This window comes from Flavobacterium sp. (assembly GCF_044373165.1).
GTDB lineage: Bacteria > Bacteroidota > Bacteroidia > Flavobacteriales > Flavobacteriaceae > Flavobacterium.
In genome coordinates this window covers 1-16,381 of record NZ_JBILQL010000054.1, presented here as the reverse complement: position 1 = coordinate 16,381, position 16,381 = coordinate 1, and the positions used below count along the sequence as shown (strand labels likewise).

Genomic DNA, 16,381 nt, shown 5'->3' with positions numbered 1-16,381 from the left:
TTGTGATTTGATTTTCAAAAATGCTTATCAAAATGTTGCGCCTTCAATGTATCTCTACAGCGTTTTCAAAGATAAAGGATATGCTAACTTATTGCACATACCAAATTCATTAGAATTGGGCAATTATCGGTTCGATCGGAAGGTATTTGATTTTCCCAGAATTTTGTGGGTGCGTTCTTTTGCCCAACTTTACAACCCGGTTCTTGCCGTGAAAGTGTTGATAGCCATTCAAAAAAAATACCCTTTGGCAAAACTTTGCATGGTAGGTCCCAAAAAAGATGAAAGTTATGAGACAACTGTAGCTTATGCTAAAGACAATAACGTGGCAGTTTCTTTTACCGGTAAACTGTCTAAAAAAGAATGGGCTAATTTGTCTGCAGACTATAATTTGTTTTTAAATACCACACATTTTGACAATACGCCTGTTAGTGTTATGGAAGCCATAGCGCTGGGTTTGCCGGTGGTTTCCACTAATGTTGGCGGTATTCCTTTTCTATTACAGCATGAAAAAAATGCTCTTTTGGTTGGTGATAATGACTTGGAAGATATGGTTGTGCAAATTGAACGATTATTTAATGAACCTCAATTGGCTAATGCCTTAGTGACCAATGCTTACAATTTGATACAAGGATTTGATTGGAGTATTATCAGAAAACAGTGGATTGATTTACTCCGATAGTTCGTTATTATTTATTAACTTGCGCTTCAAAATTGTGAATTTCTTCAAATGCAAAAACGCAAAGACATACACTTTGAAATATCGGAGAGAAAGGTTTTATTGAGAATCTTCGACTTCCTTTCGGTGCTTTTTTCTTTGTATTTTGTCGGGATTATTTTCCAGTTCGATTATTTTAATATTTCAGCCACCAATTTTTATTGGACCATAGTCCTCGGACTGTATTTACTGTTTTTCGGTTCAGTATTCGAAATGTACAATCTGCAAGTAGCCAGCAATCAGTATCAAGTGATTAAGAGTATCATTCTCACAACTTCAACTACGGTTTTATCCTATTTGTTGACACCTTTGTATACTCCGGTTTTGCCTTCCAATCGTTTGCAAATTCTAATATTCTTCTTTGCCATTTTTGGGGCTTTGTTCATTTGGCGAATGTTATATGTTCGTTTTTTTGCTTCGAATCGATTTGTCAAAAAAGTGATTTTAGTTTGCGATAAAGAACAAGTAAAAGAGTTGGTTGATGGTTTGGAAAGTGCCGATCCGCATTATCGCGTTTTGGGCTTTGTGAACTCAGACAGTACCAATTTGTCGGATATTGATTTGCACAAAATAAAAAATATTGACATCAATCAGTTGGAGCTTTTTGTTAAACAAAATTCTATTTCTGAAGTTGTTATTGCTTCTCAAAAAACAGATGGCATTACAGTGAAACTCTACAACCAATTGATTCATTTGTTGGAGAATGGTTACATCATCAGAGAATATACGCAAGTTTACGAAAACATCACGCAACGAATTCCGGTTCAATATGTTTCTCGTGATTTTTACCGCTATTTTCCATTCAGTCGAAGCAATCAAAATCATTTGTATTTAATTGTGGTTCGCTTTTTAGAGATTGTAATTTCTTTGGTTGGCTTAGCAGTCGGATTCATCATTATTCCTTTAGTGCTTTTGGGCAATTTATTCGGGAACAAAGGGAAATTGTTTTACACACAAGAACGAGTAGGGAAGAATGGTAAAGTATTTAGCATAGTAAAGTTCCGAACGATGATTAAAAATGCCGAAAAAACAGGAGCTGTTTTTGCTACTTCCAATGATGCGCGCATTACTCCATTCGGGAAAATTATGCGAAAATCTAGGATCGATGAGTTTCCGCAGTTTTACAATATTTTGAAAGGTGAAATGGCTGTAATCGGGCCGAGACCGGAACGACCAGTTTTTGTTAATGAAATTGCCGAAGTAATGCCGTTCTATGAAACGCGCCACGTAATAAAGCCCGGATTAACCGGTTGGGCACAAGTCAACTATTCTTACGGAGAAACCATAGATGACAGTTTGATAAAATTGCAATATGATTTGTATTACATCAAACACCGAAGTTTGTTTCTCGATTTCAATATCTTGTTCAAAACCTTCAGTACGGTTTTATTTTACAGAGGGCAATAAACCCAACGGTTTGATTCCCATAACTTTCAGCAACATGTAAAAAGTTGACAAAATAAACGGCAGCATGATGGGTAAATGCGGTTTGTTGACCATAATTATAGCATATACAAACAACAGAGCGATACTTAACATGCCAATTCTTCTTCGCTTTTCATTTTTCAAAAACGGTAACAGTAAAAATAAGGGAGAAAACAATAGGGCGTTGTAGTTCCAAAGTACTTCCTGATGCTCCGAATACAATCCGACCAAACACAGAAACATCCCTAAAACACCGCAAATAAAAAGGTAAGAAAGAAACAGCCAACGTTTGTTAATCAACACTAATATTCCTAAAAAAGCGATAATACAATAAATGCTGTTGAAGAATGAAAAACCAAGTTGAGTGTCGGAATTGCCTTCCACCAAGGTAGTTTTGCGGATTACTAAAGGTGTTCCGTTTACTTCAGCTTTGTCTAAGCTGTTCATCAATTCCACCGGAAGGAACAATTGCTCAGCTTTGACATCGGTTTTAGCCCCAAAAATGATGTTAATGCCCAGTTTGTACCAAAAGTAATTTTCAAAATAGGGATACAGTAATTCACGGTAAGTAATGGTTTTGTCATCCACTTTTTCAATCTTTTGCCCGTTCAACGCACCATTTATTTTTTCGTTCACCATGGTCGTACAATTGCGATCGATAAACTTATAAGTATAATAACGTTCTGAACTGTACAATGCTGCACTCAACTCATCCAGCAATTTTTGTTTACTGCTCAATGGTAAGGTTAAAGTTTGTTCAATTACTTCTCTGCCATCGGTTTGGTATTCATAAATGAATTCTTCTACAGAGGTCACACTCATAAAATATTGCAAATCGCCTTTGACAAATTTTAAATAGAAGTTTTCGGTTCGGAAGTCGAAAGTCCCGTAATTAAAGACAACATCAAGTTGATTGATATCATCTTTAAAACGAAGCGCTGTATGCCCGAAAGTAGAATACAATTGTTCACCTCTGCCACAAGTAAAAATGCTTATTGTTGCTTTGTCGGAAAGTTTAGGCGTTTGTGAAACAGCCTTGGCACTAAAAATAAGAAGGAGTAAGAGTAGTATTTTTTTCCACATACATTTTTATCTAAAAATACTCAAATCGACTTTAACCGAAAATATATTGGAATACAAAGCGGCACTTTGGTCACCTAAATCAGTCAAGGCATAATCCACTTGTATGCCTTTGTATTTGAAACCTAAGCCGATATTCGGTTGGAAATTTACCTTAGTCGAGCCGTCCAATTGTTGCACGTTTTGAAAGTTGCCCACGCCTGCACGCAGAAAAACCAAATCCGTATAGCCAAATTCAAACCCAACCGCCGGATCGATACTCACAGCATCTGAAGCGATAACATCATTCGTTCGGGCGAATTGCATGTTTAAATTCACCGCAGCGAGTAAGGTATAATCATAGTGAAATTCGAATTTCTTGGCAATTCCTAATTGGGCTTTAGGTAGCGTAATTTCTGTACTTTCCGGTAATTCTTGATTCTGACCTTCAACAGCGCCTTGAATGGCTTCAAATTGGTCTTCATCAATCGCCCAAACGTTGTAAGTTGTAGAAATATCGCGTAGCATCAATCCGAAATGCCAATCATTTTTATCAAATTGAAAACCAACATCAAAACCAAAACCCCAGGAGTTGGCAAAATCACCAATGACTCTTCGGATAACTTTAGCATTAATGCCATATTGAAAACCTTCTAACTTCATTTGGCGAGCGTAAGAAAAGGTCAAGCCGTAATCAGCGGTGGAAAAAAGACTGATTCGATTGTAATCGATATTGCCATCACCGTCAATTAGTTGCGTAGTATTCAAAATGTCATCTACCCCAAACCGAATCAGGGAAACACCCCAAGCACTTCGGTCGTCTATTTTTTTGGCGTAAGCAGCATAATCGTACTGGGCAATATTAGCAAAGTAACTGGCGTGCATCAAAGCAGCTTCACTGTCTTCAATTTTTAGTAATCCTGCCGGATTCCAATAGCCTGAATTCACATCTCCGGTATACCCTGTTACCGCATTCGACATTCCTAAAGCAGCGGCATCGACTCCGATGTTCATGAACTCGTTGGAATATTTTCTAACGGCTTGAGCATAAGTTGTTAGGCTGGCAAAAAGCAACAGAATAGCAATTGTTTTTTTCAAGGCAATTTTTCTTTTTACAAATATCACATAAAAATCTTGAATATAAAACGCAGAAGTCTGCAACTTATTGTGTTAAATTTGTATTTCCAAAAAATAAACAAACGCAATACATGAACGTTAAAGCCCAGATTCCCAACTTCTTTACGATGCTTAATTTATGGTGTGGTTGCGTGGCGGTGGTTTTTGTTTCCTATACTGAATACGAAATTGGTTTTTTCTTTGTCTGTCTTGGGATTTTTTTCGATTTTTTTGATGGTTTCTTTGCTCGAAAGTTTGGCGTTTCCGGACCGCTGGGTGTGCAATTAGATTCGTTAGCGGATATGGTGACAAGTGGGGTTGTTCCGGGTTATGTGATGTATCAGATGCTCTTGGATTCCAGGGTGTTTTTGGTAGCGCAATGGTATCATATTGCTCTTCCTTTTTTAGGTTTTATCATCACACTTGGGGCTTGTTATCGTTTGGCTAAGTTTAATATTGATACCCGACAATCGGATAGTTTTATAGGATTGCCTACGCCAGCCAATGCTTTGTTTATGACCAGTTTACCCTTGGTCTTAATGGCTTATCCTAATGATGCTATAATTGCTCTCCTAGACAATCAATGGATTTTAATTGGAATTACATTGTTAAGCGCTTATGTAATGAATGCCGAAATTCCGTTGTTTTCCTTAAAGATTAAGAATTTCAGTTTTGCCAAATATAAACTGCAGATTTTCTTTTTGGTAATCTCCGTTTTACTGTTGATTTTCCTTCAGATACTCGCGGTTCCGTTGATTATTATAATTTATGTTTTGTTATCGATAGTAGATAATTATTTTAAACTTACAGCATAATTTTTTTTAACCAAACAAAAGTATACTTTTACAAAAATCTAAAATCTGTAAAATGAAAAAAAAATTATTGCTATTGGCCATAACCGCAACTTTTCTTGTGAGTTGTTCCTCTGAAGATTCTTCAAACAACCCTGCTTCCGGACCATTGGTCAAAACTATGATCATTGATAGTCCAAATCCGGCAGATGATGACTACAATTTGCTTTTTACTTATTCGGGAGATAAATTGTTAAATGTAAAAGACTCAGGTGTTTTGATTGAACAATATATTTATACCGGTGATAAGTTGACCAGAATAAATCATCCCGAGGACAATACCTATACTCTAATAGAATACTCAGGAGATCAAGTTTCAAAATTTACAGAATATGATCCCGATTTTGATTCTGCCACCAAAACTTTAGTTACTTATTCGGGAAATACATTTACAAGAACGTTATATGAAGGGGATTTGTCAACGCAAACCACTTTAATTTTGACAGAGGTTTGTACGGTTCAAAACGGAAATATAACACAATATACCAGAACTTCTTTTGGAACCTCAAATACAGAAACGGTTTCTTACGACACCAAAAACAATCCGTTTAAAAACATCAGTAATTATGCTGTATTTCAAGTTTTAAATTCAGACATAGATGGAAATCTCAATAATGAAACAGCCTCCAGCACTATTGGAAATAATTATACTATCAACTATACCTATGATGCGGAAAATTATCCGTTAACAGAGTTGACTTTTGATGCTTCAAGTGTTTTAAGAGAGTCTATTAGTTATACTTATTACTAATTTTTGAAAAACCATACAATAAAAAAAGCTTCCACTAGGAAGCTTTTTTTATTTATTGAGTAAAAAGGTAAAAACCACCAGGCCAAAAAAGAAGAACAAGCCAATTAGAAAAAAATATGATTTTCTATGGGCAAAGTTTAAGGTAGTACCATAGTTTGGATTGGGTTTGTCTACTAATAATCGGTTGTCCTCTTTGTTGTAGTAAAACATTTTCCATTTCCAATATTTCGGGTTTTTACGCCATTCTTCTAGTATTTCTTTACCGGGATTTTCCATAATGAGCTTTTGTTTTTATACAATCATCAAAACCCTCAGTCAAACTAAAAATGCAATTTCTTTTTTCGCAATTCAAAGTTTTGTCCGAGATACACTTTTCTTACCATTTCGTCGGCAGCCAATTCTTCCGGAACTCCTGCTTTTAAAATACCGCCTTCAAACATCAAATAGGTTTTGTCGGTAATGGCCAAAGTTTCCTGAACATTGTGGTCGGTAATTAAGATGCCGATGTTTTTGTTTTTCAATTGGGCTACAATTCGTTGGATATCTTCAACGGCAACTGGGTCAACTCCGGCAAAAGGTTCGTCGAGTAGGATAAACTTAGGATCGGTTGCCAAAGCCCGGGCGATTTCAGTACGTCTTCTTTCACCACCGGATAACAAATCACCGCGATTGGTTCGGATGTGTTCCAAACTGAACTCGGCAATCAAGCTTTCCATTTTGGCAATCTGTTCTTCTTTGCTGAGTTTGGTCAATTGCAGAACGCTCAAAATATTGTCTTCAATGCTCAGCTTTCTGAAAACCGAAGCTTCTTGTGCCAAATAGCCAATGCCATGTTGGGCACGTTTGTACATAGGAAAATCGGTAATATTCATATCATCCAAATAGATATTCCCTGAATTGGGTTTTACCAAGCCAACAATCATATAGAAAGAAGTAGTTTTTCCGGCGCCGTTGGGTCCCAAAAGTCCCACAATTTCTCCCTGATTTACTTCAACGGAGATGCCTTTTACCACACTTCTTCCTTTATAGGTTTTGACTAAATTTTCGGCTCTGAGTTTCATTAATTTGAAGATTTGATAATTTGGAAATTTGAAAATGCCAAACCAGATTTTTGATATGCAAATTTAAATTTTGGAAAATTAAGAAAAAATAGACGATTGGCAATTAATGTTAACAATCCGTTCGAAAGATAATTTTCAAATTGTTTCATTTTCAAATTTCCAAATCTTCTAATGCTTCCCAAAATTCGTAAGCTCTTCGTAAATGAGGGACAACAATTGTTCCGCCCACTAAAGTAGCAATGCCCATGGCTTCCATCATTTCTTCTTTGGTAACGCCTTCTTTGTAGCTGGTTTCCAAATGGTATTTGATGCAATCGTCGCAACGCAATACGGCAGAGGCAACCAACCCAAGCAGTTCTTTGGTTTTCACATCCAAAGCACCTTCGGCATAAGCATTGGTGTCTAAATTAAAAATTCGTTTTACAATTTTGTTGTTATCTGCCAACAACTTTTCATTCATTTTGGAACGGTAGTCGTTAAATTCTTGAACTAAATCAGCCATTTTCTTTTTCTTTTTTCGTTACAAATGCGGAGATTAAAATACTGGCTTCATACAAAACCAATATCGGTATGGAAACAATCACCTGACTCGGAATATCCGGTGGTGTAACTATGGCGGCTACTATTAATATAATTACAATAGCCGCTCTTCGGTATTTTCTTAAAAAGTCCGGAGTGACTAAGCCTAATTTGGTAAGGAAATAAATGATAATCGGTAACTCGAAAACCAATCCGCTAACAATCACTGAAGTTTTAATCATACTGATATATGAGTCAACCGTAAATTGATTGACAACGGTAGGACTAACATTAAAAGTAGCAAAAAAGTTAATAGTCAGCGGTACGATGATAAAATAGCCAAACAGTACACCAATAAAGAACAATAAGGAAGAAACGATGATAAATAGTCCGGCTTTTTTGCGTTCGTTTTCGTATAAGGCCGGTCTGATAAATTTCCAAATTTCCCATAAAATATAAGGGAAACCTAAAATAAAACCGGTGGTAATAAGTATCCAAAGATAAATGGAAAACTGTCCGCCCACTTCAGTGTTCTGAATGATAAATGAAAATTCTGTCGCGCAGGCATAGGAATCATCAACCCCAAAAAACCGAGTTACCTGACAAAAAAAGTCGTAGGTGATAAAATTGGGATCTTGCGGGCCGAAAATTATTTCATTGAAAATAAAATCATCTATAAAGTAGGAAGCACAAGCTATAACAATGATAACTAAGGTGCTTCTAACTAACAACCATCTTAATTCTTCCAGATGGTCCAAGAACGACATTTCTTTAAGCTCTTTCTTTGCCATTATACAATGCCTTCTTTTAAAATATCGTGTAAGTGAATGATTCCTTTGTATTCGTCTTGGTCAATCACCATCAATTGGGTAATAGAAAAATCTTCTAATATATTCAAAGCATCACTAACCAAATCCGTTGACTTTATTCTTTTCGGATTGATTGTCATGATGTCTTTGGCTGTTAAGCCGGTGATGGTTTCTGTTTTGTTGAGCATTCTTCTGATATCACCGTCGGTAATGATTCCGATTACTTTGTTGTTATCCACAACAGCCGTTACGCCCAAGCGTTTTTCGGAAATTTCCATGATGACTGTTTTGATGTTTGCATCCGGCGCAACAACCGGTTTGTGTGTGGTGTCTAGCATATCGCCAACTCTCAACAACAGTTTTTTACCCAAGGCGCCACCGGGATGGTATTTGGCAAAATCTTCAGCAGTAAACTGACGCATTTCCATCAAACATACTGCTAAAGCGTCTCCCATTACCAATTGAGCAGTGGTACTGTTGGTAGGAGCTAAGTTATTAGGACAAGCTTCACTTTCTACATAAGTGTTTAACACATAATCGGCTTCTTTGCCCAAAAATGAAGTGGTATTTCCGGTAATAGCGATTAATTTATTGCCGAATCTTTTTAATAACGGCACCAAAACTTTAATCTCCGGACTATTCCCGCTTTTGGAAATAGAGATGACTACATCACCCGGTTGTACCATGCCCAAATCGCCATGAATGGCTTCAGAAGCATGTAGAAATAAGGAAGGCGTTCCGGTAGAATTAAGCGTAGCTACAATTTTTTGTGCAATGATGGCACTTTTACCGATTCCTGTTACCACCAATCTTCCGGTTCCTTGGTAAATGATTGTCACAGCTTTAACAAAGTCATCATTGATAAAATCCACCAATCCGGCTATGGCTTTGCTTTCCGACAAAATGGTCTTTTGGGCTGAGGCTAAAATAGTTTCTTTTGAGATCAAAATTGTACGAATATAAAATTTGTGTGTGTAAAAGAAAGTCGTATCTTTATGTTTGCAAATTTATGTAAAAATACGATTAACACAGAATGAATTTAAACGAAATTGACACCCATAAAGAATTAAAAAAGTATTTTGGTTTCAGCCAATTTAAAGGATTACAGGAGCAAGTCATTAAAAGTATTATTGCCAAGCAAAATACCTTCGTTATCATGCCTACCGGCGGCGGGAAATCATTATGTTACCAATTACCGGCTCTTATACAAAACGGAACAGCTATAGTTGTTTCTCCTCTTATCGCCTTAATGAAAAACCAAGTCGATGCCATTCGGAGTTTGTCTTCCGAAAATGGTATTGCCCATGTGTTGAATTCATCACTTACCAAAACCGAGATTAATCAGGTTAAAAAAGATATTACTTCCGGCATAACCAAATTGCTGTATGTTGCCCCCGAATCGTTGACTAAAGAAGAGTACGTAGAGTTTTTGCAAAGCGTTCCCATTTCTTTTGTGGCTATTGATGAAGCGCACTGTATTTCGGAATGGGGACATGATTTCAGACCCGAATACCGAAACTTAAGACAAATCATCAAACAATTGGGTGATGTCCCTGTTATCGGATTGACAGCAACCGCTACACCAAAAGTGCAGGAAGACATTCTCAAGAATTTAGACATGACAGATGCGACGACCTTCAAAGCATCTTTCAACCGTCCGAATTTGTTTTATGAAGTACGCACCAAAACCAAAAATATAGAAGCGGATATTATTCGTTTTATCAAACAAAACAAAGGCAAATCAGGAATTATTTACTGTTTGAGTCGCAAAAAGGTAGAGGAAATAGCAGAAGTGCTTCAAGTAAACGGCATCAGTGCAGTTCCTTACCACGCCGGATTAGACGCTAAAACCCGCGCCAAGCACCAAGACATGTTCCTTATGGAAGATGTTGAGGTAGTAGTTGCCACCATCGCTTTTGGAATGGGTATTGATAAGCCGGATGTGCGTTTTGTAATTCACCATGACATCCCGAAATCTCTGGAAAGTTATTACCAAGAAACCGGTCGTGCCGGACGCGATGGAGGAGAAGGACATTGTTTGGCTTACTACTCGTATAAAGATGTCGAGAAACTCGAAAAATTCATGTCGGGGAAGCCGGTGGCCGAACAAGAAATTGGTTTTGCCTTGTTGCAGGAAGTCGTGGCTTATGCCGAGACATCAATTTCCAGACGCAAATTTTTATTGCATTATTTCGGTGAAGAATTTGACAGCGAAAAAGGTGAAGGTGCCGACATGGATGATAATGTGAGAAATCCGAAATCTAAAGTCGAAGCCAAAGACCAAGTCAAGATGTTATTGGGAGTTGTTCGCGATACCAAACATTTATACAAATCCAAAGAAATTGTTTTTACCCTTATTGGAAGAATCAATGCCACGATAAAAGCCCATCGAACGGATACGCAAACCTTTTTTGGTTGTGGGGCCGATTTTGACGAACGTTTTTGGATGGCATTAATCAGACAAGTTTTGGTCGACGGTTTATTAAACAAGGACATTGAAACCTACGGCATATTAAAAGTATCCGATAAAGGACATGCCTTTATTCAAAATCCGGTTTCCTTTATGATGTCGGAAGACCACGAATACAGTGAAAGCGAAGATGAAGCCATAGTAACCGCTGCCAAATCAAGCGGAACAGCCGATGAAGCTTTGATGGCCATGTTGCGTGAATTGCGTAAAAAAGTAGCAAAGAAATTAGGCGTGCCTCCATTTGTAGTATTTCAAGATCCTTCCTTAGAAGACATGGCCTTAAAATATCCAATCACCATTGATGAACTAAGCAATGTTCATGGTGTGGGAGAAGGGAAAGCCAAAAAGTACGGAAAAGAATTTGTTGAACTAATTGAAAGATATGTAGAAGACAATGACATTATCCGCCCGGATGATTTGGTAGTAAAATCCACCGGTGCCAATTCTTCCAATAAATTATACATCATTCAGAATATAGACCGTAAATTGTCGCTGGATGATATTGCTAAAGCCAAAGGTTTTACCATGGACATTTTGCTTAAAGAAATGGAGCAAATTGTTTATTCGGGTACCAAATTGAATATCAGCTATTGGATAAACGAAATCTTAGACGAAGAACAACAAGAAGAAATACACGACTATTTTATGGATTCAGAATCCGATAAAATTGAAGATGCTTTAAAAGAATTTGACGGTGATTATGATATCGAAGAATTGCGCTTGATGCGAATTAAGTTCATCAGCGAAGTGGCGAATTAGCAAACATTTTTTTATATAAATAAAAAAAACGGCTACTCTCAAAAGTAGCCGTTTTTTAATGGAATTAAGTTTGTTTGTTTTATCGTTTAATTACCTGAAGGGTTTTTGTTTTACCTTCTTGGGTTACTAATACATTGTAAATGCCCGATGGGAAACCATTGCCAATTTCTAATGCAATCAAATCATTAAAACCAACCGTTTGATTTTCAATTAATCTGCCAATCATATCATACACTTTAACAGTAATATCGGCAGTATTATTGGTTTGAATGTCTAATCTAAAAGATTGGTTGTATGGGTTCGGATAAGCCACCACTCGGGATAATGATGAGTTGGTTGTTGTTCCTAAACCACAATCATCTGCTGTTTGTACCTTAGCGGTAACCGCAACTCTGGCTGATGAACATACTTCAGTAATATCCCAATTGAAGAAGTAATAATAGCTGTAAGTATCCACAAAACCATTATCAATGCCGCCCACTATAGACACAGGGCCATTGTTAACGGGGAAAGGCGTAGGAAACGGACTCACATAAGCCAAAGCGTTATCATAATTTGCACCATCAATAATTTCAAGTGAATAATTGTTTCCGGCCTCTAAAACATAATTCAATGTTACTGTTTGTGCGGTTACTGAAGGAGACCAATCCGAAAAAGTGTTTGGCGTAAAAGTAATGTCCGTTGTGCCCGGAACTTGAACGCCGTTTTGTAGTACTCTGATTGTTATAGGCGATGGACCTGAACCACCAGGATTTTGTTGCGGATAAACTTTAACAGAATTTAAAATAATAGCGTTAGAAAGATTAAAAGCCAAACCTCTATTGGTATTGCCTGTTCCGTAACCGTCTAAAGTATAAACCAAACCGGCTGTACCCGCTGTGGAGGATTCTGTTCCGGCATAAAAAGTTGTAGTGGTTGTAATCACAGGAGTGGCAAAAGAGTTTCCTGTTGCCAATGCGGTACCTCCAATAGGAGTACTATACCACTTTACATCACCGGAAGAAGCTGTTGCCGAAAGTGTAGCCGTATCTGTAGGCTGACAAATGGTGGCCGGTGTAGTGGAAGTAATAGTATTGTTGAGTGTAATTTGAATTGGAGTTGAAGCTACCGTAGTACTGCTAAATGAACAAGTTATATTACAACGATAGTAAGTACTCGCAATTGGAGTTGCGTTTGTAGTAGTTGCTGTTGCTGCAGCAATATCAACATAATCGATTCCGTTAGATGAACTTTGCCATTGGTAAGTTATCCCTTCTCCAATTACCACATTTTCTAAACGCAGGGTTACTGATTGTCCGGCACATAAGTTATTAGAAGAAGTCATAGTATTACCTGGATTCACTACGGTACACTCTGATTGTCTGGCTGTGGAAAAATAACCGTTGAAATCGGCAAAATCTAATGGAGAACTGGTTGAAGTTAATAAATTGGGTGTGCCGGCTTCAAAAGTAGCGGTAATTCCAAAATCATTATCGTAAACTCCTGCAGCTGAAGGGGCTTGCACAATAATACTAGTTTCTATCGCATTGGCATCAGCAACTTTGATATTAAATTCGGTAACATCTCCGGCTATTTTTGAAACTTCCCAACGGTTTTGACTCAAGTAGGCAATATTAGCGGATGGTGTTCCGGAATTAGTATCAAAGGCTTCAGCTTTGATTTTAGCACCCGGACTTCCAAAGCCGCCTGCCGGAGTAGTGACTGCTACCCAAATAGGCGCATAAGTAGATTTTCCTACAGGAAAGAAAAACTTATCTATAAAACCTGAACCATTGGTCAAATCAATCGCATTTTGACCACCACTGATGTCTTTTGCTAACGGTCCGTCAACATAACAAGTAGGTCCAAAATTTCCTGTAATAAAAGAGGTGTAAGCCATTGCTGGAGCGCCAACAGTCAAAACACTTGTGGCGGAAGTATGGATGATTCCATCGGTCATTACCAAACTACTAACGACATTAAACGGCACTGAGAAAGTTACCCCTTGTGGGCTGGTATTGTTTACCCTCAATTGAGAAACAGAACCGGTATTGAAAGGCGTATTCAGGATGGGATCAACTTGTGCATTAAAAGTACCTGTCCCGGATATGGTTTGCGGCTTATTTGTAGCTACAGCGCTACCGTCAATATAATTACCAAAATAGGTGTTGTTGTTAAGGTTTAATTGTCCGTTATTTATAATGTTACCACCAAAATAAGTATCAACACCTTGGCCTTTTACTTTTCCTTGTACAATAGTAAAGTCATTTTGCACATTCATAATCACTATATTGCTATTGGTGTTATTGAAATCCAAATTAACGAAACGGTTTGTGGCATCCGGAGCATTAACAATCATGTTGTTAAGGGAAAGTGTTCCGTCTGCTGCTCTGAAATTACAATTAAAGCCATTGGTTGTTACGGCTCCTTTTTCAGTAGATAAGCCGTCTCCAATTTGTAAAGTGTGATTCGGACCGGCTGCATAATTGTTAGCTGATTCATATACAAAGGCTGAAGGAGAACCATTAACGTTGTAAAATGTCAAATTCAGTGGCAAGGTCAAACCTGTTTCAGGCAAACTCGGATTGGTATTGATAGAACCATCAAAATTAATACCGGCCACCACGGTTCCTGCCGGAATACCGGTTCCTACTACAATTTGTCCAACCGCTACACCATCAATTGCGTCTAAAAAGATGTTGGTCGGAAACCAACAGAAAAGCCGTTGCATGGGACAATAGCAGTTATCGAATGCGTTGTAGCCATAACAGTATTGGCTACCGGCGGATCGACGATGGTTATTTTTCCGGCGGTTAAATTTAAAGTACTATTCCCAATTTTGAAAAGAGTTTGCTCAGTACTGGTAGCAATGGCTCCGTTGTTATTTCCGTCAACAACAATATCGCCTCCGGTTTGATTAAAAGTACTGCCATTGGCATGTAAAACATTACCGTTTACAGTTAAAGTACCCGAGTTCATACTGTAGGTTCCTCCATTGTAAAAAGTAGCTTTGTTATTGGCACAGCCAACCGTTAAGGTTGAAGAGTCATTGATTAAAGTTGCGCCGGCTAATATATTAACACCACCCACCGAAGAAGGAGCGTTTACTGTTATCGTATGTCCGGCAAGTATCGTAACCGTGTTCCCGCAAGAAGGAACGCTATTACTGCTCCAGGTAGCGGCATCATTCCAATTCCCGGTTTGAACTGAAGTTATTGGTGTGTCTAAAGCAGCATTGTAACCCATTTGGAAAGTATTGTTTAAATCAGTGTCGGATAGACCAATTCTAGCGGCAAAAGGGGTAATAGTTCCGTTTTGGTGATTCCCCACTGTAGTACCATCTGCCTTGATTATTCTTGAGTTTCCATTCATGATCAGATAAGCATCTTGGGCAGAAAAAGCAATACTGTGGTTGCCTATCGGGAAGGCATATTCTGCATCTTTGGCAATAATCCATGCACTTTCATAAATATCTGTTACAGTGTAAGTGCCATCAACTATTGAAAATCCGGTACCTATAGTAGATTCATCAAAATAAGTTACAGATAATTCTCCTGATGTGGCCGATGAGGAATTATCAACCGGTCTGGTGATAAATGCAGCTCTGCTTTTGCCGTTTGGATTGATAAAAGGAAAAACCGTACTGTTGTGATAATAATCTGTTCCTGAAGCAATGGTCGGGAAATTATCAGAGGCTCCATACCATCTTCCAATAGTACCACTTAAAAATCCACTACCGCTTTCACAACTTGTATTGGCACTGCCGTAATTCCCAATCGTCATTTTATTGGAGCCTAAAGCAACACGTGCATTTGTTAGTGTTAAGGTGCTTCTGATTTTGATGTTGTTAAAACCCCAAATAATATTGGGTGTAGCTGTACTAGTGTTGTTGATATGCAGTTGATTAATTACGGCTCCTGTATTAGAATTATCGGTCAGATACAATGTGCCACCAAAGGTTCCTAAACCACTTACAGTCTGAACGGATGAACCATTCAATTGTAAAACACCTTCAGGCGAGTAGCCCGAACCAATAGACAAATCAATTCTTCCGTTGTTAGTAAGATTACCGGCAATTATAATTTGAATGGCTCTATCATAACCAAATCCACCGGCATCAAAGTAATAAACTCCGTCAATCAAACCTCCGTTATTTACAATTAAATTACCGCTGATGGTAAAATCGGGAGAATCTGGACCGCCTTCCAAAGTACCGCTAATAGTAGCATTGTTAACTGTAAATAAATCATCCAACAACACCGTTGTACCTGAAGCTATTACAATATTGTCAATGGCTGACGGAGCTGTTGCTGTTCCCCAAGTAGCAGGATCGGAAAAATTTCCGGATTGAACCGAAGTAAAAGTGGTTTGCGCTTGTAAACCAATTCCAATAAACAAAAAAAGAGTCACCGCTAAAATCCTAGCAGACAACAGATTTTTTGTTTTAGATATTTTAGGTTGGTTAGGAAAGTTTTTGATGGTGTAATTTGTTTGCATAGACATGAAAATTAGGTTCAATATCAAATCTAAACTATTAATCAATACCAACTCGTTTTCGAGCTTTCAAAATGAAGGAATTTTTAAAAGTGTTTTAAGCACTTTGACATCAATTTAATCGTTTTATAGATATGATATTCAGTCAATTGTGTTTTTTGGTGATTGCTAAACGTACAATTCGCCACGATGAGGTTTTAAGGCATCTCGCAAAGGGATCATTTGTTCATCGGTTACCACCATAAAAGCAATGGCATGCATCTCATTTTTGATTTCAAACCCTGTAAGGGTAATGGATAGTTTTTCTAAAGTGATGTATTCCTTTAAATGAATTTCATGATGCTCGGCTGTTTTGGCTGAAGCCGGTCCGCGA

15 protein-coding genes are annotated in these 16,381 nt (G+C 37.8%); 5 read left to right on the top strand and 10 right to left on the bottom strand.

What is annotated here, in order from left to right; translation table 11 throughout:
* Together ACIQ32_RS08185 and ACIQ32_RS08180 are read left to right on the top strand one after the other, a co-directional pair.
* Positions 1 to 679 (top strand): glycosyltransferase family 4 protein (locus ACIQ32_RS08185; protein ID WP_396195198.1); only part of this gene is annotated, 679 nt, incomplete at its 5' end.
* A gap of 48 nt (positions 680 to 727) precedes the next feature.
* Positions 728 to 2,122, top strand: a complete 1,395-nt coding sequence (locus ACIQ32_RS08180) for an exopolysaccharide biosynthesis polyprenyl glycosylphosphotransferase (protein ID WP_396195197.1) — start codon at positions 728 to 730, stop codon at positions 2,120 to 2,122.
* Here ACIQ32_RS08180 and ACIQ32_RS08175 read toward each other — a convergent pair.
* Positions 2,102 to 3,223: a DUF4105 domain-containing protein gene (locus ACIQ32_RS08175; RefSeq protein ID WP_396195196.1), complete on the bottom strand. Its 1,122-nt coding sequence runs from the start codon at positions 3,221 to 3,223 to the stop codon at positions 2,102 to 2,104. The genes ACIQ32_RS08180 and ACIQ32_RS08175 overlap by 21 nt on opposite strands.
* Positions 3,224 to 3,229: 6 nt before the next feature.
* Positions 3,230 to 4,213, bottom strand: coding sequence for a PorV/PorQ family protein (locus ACIQ32_RS08170; RefSeq protein WP_396195199.1), 984 nt, complete (start codon positions 4,211 to 4,213; stop codon positions 3,230 to 3,232).
* 194 nt (positions 4,214 to 4,407) lie between these two features.
* Between ACIQ32_RS08170 and ACIQ32_RS08165 the strand changes: the two genes are divergently transcribed.
* Both ACIQ32_RS08165 and ACIQ32_RS08160 read left to right on the top strand, forming a co-directional pair.
* Positions 4,408 to 5,130, top strand: coding sequence for a CDP-alcohol phosphatidyltransferase family protein (locus ACIQ32_RS08165; RefSeq protein WP_396195195.1), 723 nt, complete (start codon positions 4,408 to 4,410; stop codon positions 5,128 to 5,130).
* Between the two features lie 52 nt (positions 5,131 to 5,182).
* Positions 5,183 to 5,917 carry a hypothetical protein gene (locus ACIQ32_RS08160; RefSeq protein ID WP_396195194.1) on the top strand — a complete coding sequence of 245 codons (735 nt, stop codon included), beginning with the start codon at positions 5,183 to 5,185 and terminating at the stop codon, positions 5,915 to 5,917.
* A 48-nt stretch (positions 5,918 to 5,965) separates the two neighbouring features.
* On the opposite strand, the gene ACIQ32_RS08155 is transcribed toward ACIQ32_RS08160, so the two are convergent.
* The 5 genes from ACIQ32_RS08155 to ACIQ32_RS08135 all read right to left on the bottom strand — a co-directional run bounded on the left by ACIQ32_RS08155 (position 5,966) and on the right by ACIQ32_RS08135 (position 9,253).
* Positions 5,966 to 6,193 carry a hypothetical protein gene (locus ACIQ32_RS08155; RefSeq protein WP_396195193.1) on the bottom strand — a complete coding sequence of 76 codons (228 nt, stop codon included), beginning with the start codon at positions 6,191 to 6,193 and terminating at the stop codon, positions 5,966 to 5,968.
* A gap of 44 nt (positions 6,194 to 6,237) precedes the next feature.
* A complete protein-coding gene (gene lptB, locus ACIQ32_RS08150) occupies positions 6,238 to 6,978 on the bottom strand; it encodes an LPS export ABC transporter ATP-binding protein (RefSeq protein WP_396195192.1) in 741 nt (246 codons plus the stop codon).
* Between the two features lie 151 nt (positions 6,979 to 7,129).
* Positions 7,130 to 7,480, bottom strand: a complete 351-nt coding sequence (locus ACIQ32_RS08145; protein ID WP_396195191.1) for a carboxymuconolactone decarboxylase family protein — start codon at positions 7,478 to 7,480, stop codon at positions 7,130 to 7,132.
* Positions 7,473 to 8,288, bottom strand: coding sequence for a twin-arginine translocase subunit TatC (gene tatC, locus ACIQ32_RS08140; RefSeq protein ID WP_396195190.1), 816 nt, complete (start codon positions 8,286 to 8,288; stop codon positions 7,473 to 7,475). Before tatC ends, ACIQ32_RS08145 begins: the two co-directional genes overlap by 8 nt.
* Complete coding sequence (locus ACIQ32_RS08135; RefSeq protein ID WP_396195189.1) at positions 8,288 to 9,253, bottom strand: SIS domain-containing protein; 966 nt, start codon at positions 9,251 to 9,253, stop codon at positions 8,288 to 8,290. Before ACIQ32_RS08135 ends, tatC begins: the two co-directional genes overlap by 1 nt.
* 86 nt (positions 9,254 to 9,339) lie before the next feature.
* Here ACIQ32_RS08135 and recQ point away from each other — a divergent pair, with 86 nt between their 5' ends.
* The gene (recQ, locus tag ACIQ32_RS08130) at positions 9,340 to 11,535 is read left to right on the top strand and encodes a DNA helicase RecQ (RefSeq protein ID WP_396195188.1); all 2,196 of its coding nucleotides are present in this window, start codon (positions 9,340 to 9,342) and stop codon (positions 11,533 to 11,535) included.
* Positions 11,536 to 11,614: 79 nt separating this feature from the next.
* Here recQ and ACIQ32_RS08125 read toward each other — a convergent pair whose 3' ends face one another.
* The 3 genes from ACIQ32_RS08125 to ACIQ32_RS08115 all read right to left on the bottom strand — a co-directional run.
* Entirely contained in the window at positions 11,615 to 14,245 is a 2,631-nt protein-coding gene (locus tag ACIQ32_RS08125; RefSeq protein WP_396195187.1) for a T9SS type A sorting domain-containing protein, read from the bottom strand.
* The gene (locus ACIQ32_RS08120) at positions 14,203 to 16,011 is read right to left on the bottom strand and encodes a G8 domain-containing protein (protein ID WP_396195186.1); all 1,809 of its coding nucleotides are present in this window, start codon (positions 16,009 to 16,011) and stop codon (positions 14,203 to 14,205) included. Before ACIQ32_RS08120 ends, ACIQ32_RS08125 begins: the two co-directional genes overlap by 43 nt.
* A gap of 165 nt (positions 16,012 to 16,176) precedes the next feature.
* The coding region (locus ACIQ32_RS08115) for a hypothetical protein (protein WP_396195185.1) at positions 16,177 to 16,381 on the bottom strand (205 nt) is incomplete at its 5' end.

Excerpts from the sequence above, each read along its gene's own strand:
- ACIQ32_RS08180 (WP_396195197.1), top strand. The coding sequence starts at position 728 with ATGCAAAAACGCAAAGACATACACTTTGAAATATCGGAGAGAAAGGTT.
- ACIQ32_RS08175 (WP_396195196.1), bottom strand. The coding sequence starts at position 3,223 with ATGTGGAAAAAAATACTACTCTTACTCCTTCTTATTTTTAGTGCCAAG.
- ACIQ32_RS08170 (WP_396195199.1), bottom strand. The coding sequence starts at position 4,213 with ATGAACATCGGAGTCGATGCCGCTGCTTTAGGAATGTCGAATGCGGTA.
- ACIQ32_RS08165 (WP_396195195.1), top strand. The coding sequence starts at position 4,408 with ATGAACGTTAAAGCCCAGATTCCCAACTTCTTTACGATGCTTAATTTA.
- ACIQ32_RS08160 (WP_396195194.1), top strand. The coding sequence starts at position 5,183 with ATGAAAAAAAAATTATTGCTATTGGCCATAACCGCAACTTTTCTTGTG.
- ACIQ32_RS08155 (WP_396195193.1), bottom strand. The coding sequence starts at position 6,193 with ATGGAAAATCCCGGTAAAGAAATACTAGAAGAATGGCGTAAAAACCCG.
- lptB (WP_396195192.1), bottom strand. The coding sequence starts at position 6,978 with ATGAAACTCAGAGCCGAAAATTTAGTCAAAACCTATAAAGGAAGAAGT.
- ACIQ32_RS08145 (WP_396195191.1), bottom strand. The coding sequence starts at position 7,480 with ATGGCTGATTTAGTTCAAGAATTTAACGACTACCGTTCCAAAATGAAT.
- tatC (WP_396195190.1), bottom strand. The coding sequence starts at position 8,288 with ATGGCAAAGAAAGAGCTTAAAGAAATGTCGTTCTTGGACCATCTGGAA.
- recQ (WP_396195188.1), top strand. The coding sequence starts at position 9,340 with ATGAATTTAAACGAAATTGACACCCATAAAGAATTAAAAAAGTATTTT.
- ACIQ32_RS08125 (WP_396195187.1), bottom strand. The coding sequence starts at position 14,245 with ATGCAACGGCTTTTCTGTTGGTTTCCGACCAACATCTTTTTAGACGCA.
- ACIQ32_RS08120 (WP_396195186.1), bottom strand. The coding sequence starts at position 16,011 with ATGCAAACAAATTACACCATCAAAAACTTTCCTAACCAACCTAAAATA.